Annotated in this window: 5 protein-coding genes; 4 read left to right on the plus strand and 1 reads right to left on the minus strand. The window is 57.7% G+C overall.

Annotation, left to right across the window (positions count from 1 at the left end; all coding sequences use genetic code 11):
* From ACTO5E_RS10280 to ACTO5E_RS10295, 4 genes are all read left to right on the plus strand, one after another.
* Positions 1-227: hypothetical protein (locus ACTO5E_RS10280; protein ID WP_482303409.1), on the plus strand; the 227-nt coding region annotated here is incomplete at its 5' end.
* Positions 224-1,000 (plus strand): hypothetical protein, encoded by a 777-nt coding sequence (locus ACTO5E_RS10285; protein ID WP_482303411.1) that lies wholly within the window; start codon positions 224-226, stop codon positions 998-1,000. The genes ACTO5E_RS10280 and ACTO5E_RS10285, both read left to right, overlap by 4 nt.
* Positions 993-1,856 carry a hypothetical protein gene (locus ACTO5E_RS10290; RefSeq protein WP_482303412.1) on the plus strand — a complete coding sequence of 288 codons (864 nt, stop codon included), beginning with the start codon at positions 993-995 and terminating at the stop codon, positions 1,854-1,856. The genes ACTO5E_RS10285 and ACTO5E_RS10290 overlap by 8 nt, the downstream gene beginning before the upstream one ends.
* A gap of 10 nt (positions 1,857-1,866) precedes the next feature.
* Complete coding sequence (locus ACTO5E_RS10295; protein ID WP_482303413.1) at positions 1,867-2,472, plus strand: ATP-binding cassette domain-containing protein; 606 nt, start codon at positions 1,867-1,869, stop codon at positions 2,470-2,472.
* Between the two features lie 120 nt (positions 2,473-2,592).
* On the opposite strand, the gene ACTO5E_RS10300 is transcribed toward ACTO5E_RS10295, so the two are convergent.
* Positions 2,593-4,026 (minus strand): CAP domain-containing protein, encoded by a 1,434-nt coding sequence (locus tag ACTO5E_RS10300; protein WP_482303414.1) that lies wholly within the window; start codon positions 4,024-4,026, stop codon positions 2,593-2,595.
* Positions 4,027-4,350: the final 324 nt, after the last annotated feature.

The raw sequence follows: 4,350 nt of genomic DNA on the forward strand, positions 1-4,350 counted from the left end.
CTATCCACTTTGAGAACAGCGAAATCATCAGCTTAGAGCTGAACTATGTGATCATCACCGACAGCAAGGACCTCTACGCCCGCCCGGCCTGGGTAATCACTACCGCTGTGGAGAAGAAGGCCGGGCAGGGCAGCAACACGGCGGGCTTCGACTACACAGACTACGAGGCCGCCGCCGTAAGCGCCTACAGCGGCGTGATTCTAGAGAGGGAGACGGATATGCGATGAAATTTCTGCGGGCCCTACTGGTACAGCTCAGGCAGGCGTTCTCCTGGCCTCTGGCCCTCTGCGGCCTGCTTATGGCCCTGATGATGGAGCTGAGCGTGGCGGGGATTCTCGCCAACTATTTCTCAGGCCGTGACCCCTATGTGAATGTCTGGTATCTGGCCCAATTCAACGGTGCTTCGCTGCTGACCCTGTTCGTGCTGCCAGCCCTGCCCTTTTCCATGAGCCTTGCCCGGGACTGGGACAGCCGGGCCCTGCCCTACTGGGCGGCGCGGGAGGGCGTTGGCCGGTACACGGTCTCCAAGCTGCTGGCAAGCGCGCTGGCCGGGCTGCTGACCGTGGGGCTGGGGCTGACGCTGTTTGTGCTGGGCAACGGCATGTTTCTGCCGTGGTTTCAGCCCTGCGCCAGTGTGGACTATGAGGCGGTGTTTTTAGAGGGCCGCATTTTCACGGGCTGGCTCTGCTATATTCTCCATATGTCCCTGTCCGGGGCGTTGGTCGGGGCGTTGGGCATGTTTATGAGCATACTGGCGCCCAACCCGTTTGTGGCCGTCTCCGCGCCCCTTGCCATACATCTGACCGTGATGCGCGTCATCCCCACAGAGCTGATCTCGCCCATATCCATCTGGCACCCGGTAAACTGGGTGGAGAGCGTGCACTGCACCCTGTCGCCCTGGCAGACCCTTTTGGAAAAGCTTCTGCTCGCGGCCGGGCTCTGCGGGCTGATGTGCATAGCGGGGCGCCTGCGCATGAAAAGGAGGCTGGAACATGGGTGAAGGGAAAAACAGCCTGCGCTGCTGCGGCATCCTCCTGCGCAGGGAGCTGGGCAGCCCGAAAATGTGGCTGATCCTTATCATGATGCTGGTGTTCAGCTTTTACAACTACGCCCCCCTGTGCGCCATGGCGGACTTCTATCAGGTTCCGGCCACACCCTGGGCCTATCCCTTTTTCCTGTCCTTTCCCATTATGCAGGTGGTGAACAACGGCCTGTGCCTGCTGCTGTTCTCCGACGTGGGGGAGACGGACGGCTACGCGGACCTGATGGTCTTCCGGGTTGGCCGCAGGGCCTATTTTGCCGGGCAGCTGCTGTGCGTGGTTGGCATGGCGTTTCTGTATGCGGCGGCGTTGTGGGCAATGTCCATCCTGTTCGTGCTGCCGGAAATCCGCTGGGACCCGGACTGGGGCGTGCTGCTGCACACCCTGGCGGAATCCTCCGGGCAGGCGCAGGCCCAAACTGGGGTGAGCCTGTCCATCATTGTCTCCCCAGAGATTCTGTCGCTGTTCACGCCGGTAGAGGCGGCGGTGGCCAGTCTGCTGTGCATCTGGCTGCCGGCGGCGTTTCTGGGTGCGCTGGTCTGCTTTTTCAGGGTGTTCGTCAGCCGCCCGGCGGGGATATTCGCGGCAGGGGCTTTGACGGCAATGGCGCTGTTCGCCAACTCCCTGGGGATGTTCACCTTCGGGCGGTGGCTGCAATTTGTTTCCCCCCTGAGCTGGTCGGGCCTGCTGGGGGTCGACTGGTATCACAGCGGCTTCGCGCCCGGGCCGGCCTATGTGTTTATGGTCTGGATAGGGGGAATTGCCGCCATGTCCCTTGCCGCCGTATGGAAATTCGGCAGGCGCGATTTGGAGTAGGGAGGACAACATGGACAATATCATCCAAGTGAGGAATGTGACGAAGAGCTTCCGGGAGGTCAAGGCCCTGGACGGCGTGAGCCTGGACTTTGAGCGGGGGAAGATTCACGGGATCATCGGCAGAAACGGGTCCGGCAAGACCGTGCTGTTCAAGTGCGTCTGCGGGTTCATGACCCCCACGTCGGGGGAGGTGCTGGTCAACGGCGCGCGGGTGAAGGCGGCGAAGGCCCAGGAAAATATAGGCCTGATTATTGAAACGCCGGGCTTTATCGGCGGCAAAAGCGGGCTGAAAAATCTTTTGTACCTGCTTGCCCTGCGTGGAAAGCGGGACCTGTCCACAGCGCAGAACGCCATGCGCGCCGCAGGACTGGACCCTGAAAACAGAAAGCCTGTGCGCAAATACTCGCTGGGCATGCGCCAGCGGCTGGGGATCGCCCAGGCCATTATGGAGGACCCGGAGCTGCTGCTGTTGGACGAGCCCATGAACGGCCTGGACAATCAGGGGGTAGAGGATATGCGCAGGCTGTTCGGGCAGCTGCGGGAGCGGGGGGAAGACCATCCTGCTGGCAAGCCACAACAACGAGGACATACGCGCATTGTGCGACACCGTGGTTGAGCTGGACCACGGGCGGATCATCGCGCGGATTGGGGAGGAGATCGAGGGGTAGGCGGGCCGGTTAACCATATGTGATAAAAATAACACAGCCGCAGTATCACGGCTGTGTTATTTTTGTTGTTAATCGTTCACTCCAATACTAACATAGTACCAGTAATTGATGTTTGTTTTGTTACCCCACTCATCAATTTCAAAGTCTGTGTCAAAGTGGCTATATGCTACAGCGCCATATAATTCGGCGTAGCTGGATGCATCTCTGAGGAGGGCGTTTCTGTGCCCAGGGCTTGCAATCCAGCCGTCTACTATTTCCTTGGGGCCGTAGCCAGTGTGGTAACCCCACTCGTTTTCCCAGTATTCATCGGCCTTGAATCCGTTTTCCCAGCAGAATGGGTCATAGTTTTTTCCTTTGAGGCCGCCGATGTTTGCCCATTCCATTACGATGCCAGTTTCCATGCCATTTTTGTCATCACCATTTGGGCGAGTATGACCATATTCAGTTGTGTTATCTGTATGACACTTGTAACCCTCAATAGCACGCGTCTCTGCAATAACCTGCGCGCTCTGGTCCCAAATCAAAGGCTCTATGCCCTTGCTGGCACGATATTCGTTAATCAGAAGGAACGCTCGCTTTTCTTCATCCGTGGGAATACCATCGACCGTGTCAATGCAAGCGTTATAACGATTGTACTTGTGGTCATCCTTTATATAACCGCCAATAGGCAGCTCGTCAATGGGCTGCACATGGTCCCAGGGGCCGGACAGGTCCATGTGGTCCGGGTCTGTGCTGGGAGACGGCGTGGGTTCGTCAGGAGAAGGGGTAGGAGAGGGGAGGGGAGAAGGGGAGCCGGTGGGCGCGGGGGTTTCGTCAGGCCGGGTTCGGAACTGGCCGTATTTCATCATCATCTGCGCCAGCTGGCCAAAGGTCAGGGTGGCTTTGGGGGCAAGCCGGTTGTTGCCCACGCCAGACATGAACCCGTTGGTTACGCACCAGGCCAGGGCTTTCTGCCCCCAGGCGGAGCCGCTCCAGCCGTCGGTGAAGGCGTCGAGAACAGAGGCGCTGTCGTTCTCAATGTCCAGGCCGTCATACTTGGCCATGCTGTAGAGCATGGCGGCCATCTGTTCCCGGTTGACAGTATGGCCGGGTGAAAACCAGACCTTATAGCTGCTGCTTTGATGTTCGCCCTGAAACCTGGCGCCGGCAATCACATTGTTTTGTATGGCCCACTGCACGCTGTATTTGTACTTGTCCGGGGCGTTCTTCATGTCCTGGGGAATGTACTGGGTTTGGTCGGACCGGCTGGGCTCAGCGTCCTTGCCGTTGAGGAGTTTGAACATGGCAAAGGCCACGTCCTGCCGGGGGGCGGGGGCGTTCATGTTGTAGACGTCGTAGCCGACGGCAATGAGGTTGTTCTCTACATTGTACTGAACCGCCTTGTAAGCCCAGCTGTTGGGCTTCACGTCAGACACGGCGGCCTGTGCGCTGCCCACAGCGGCAGCAAGCATGGCGGCTGCCAGGACCAGCGCGGCGAATCTTTTTCCGTTTTTGGTTTTCATACCCAAATCTCCCTTCTGATAATAACAAAAATGATAACAAAAAAGTGCGCGGCCCAAGAGCCACGCACCTGCAAAACACATGGCCCTTGCTGCCACGCAAGTCTTTTCATACAATCTCAGTATGCAAAAGCGAGCCTGTGCATTTGCCAAAAGCAAAGCACACACTGAGACGAAGACTATCAACTTGCGTGGCCTCCTTATAATAGCACATACCGCCTGGAAAGTATAGTAAAAGCAGTTGAAAAAAGGTTACGTATCGAGTAGAATGAGGACATGAGTTATTCAAAAAGATATAGAGAACGGACAATAGAATATCGGCAGGCC

This window comes from Acutalibacter sp., assembly GCF_056800975.1.

Bases quoted from the DNA above. Each gene is read 5' to 3' on its own strand.
- ACTO5E_RS10285 (WP_482303411.1), top strand. From the start codon at position 224: ATGAAATTTCTGCGGGCCCTACTGGTACAGCTCAGGCAGGCGTTCTCC.
- ACTO5E_RS10290 (WP_482303412.1), top strand. From the start codon at position 993: ATGGGTGAAGGGAAAAACAGCCTGCGCTGCTGCGGCATCCTCCTGCGC.
- ACTO5E_RS10295 (WP_482303413.1), top strand. From the start codon at position 1,867: ATGGACAATATCATCCAAGTGAGGAATGTGACGAAGAGCTTCCGGGAG.
- ACTO5E_RS10300 (WP_482303414.1), bottom strand. From the start codon at position 4,026: ATGAAAACCAAAAACGGAAAAAGATTCGCCGCGCTGGTCCTGGCAGCC.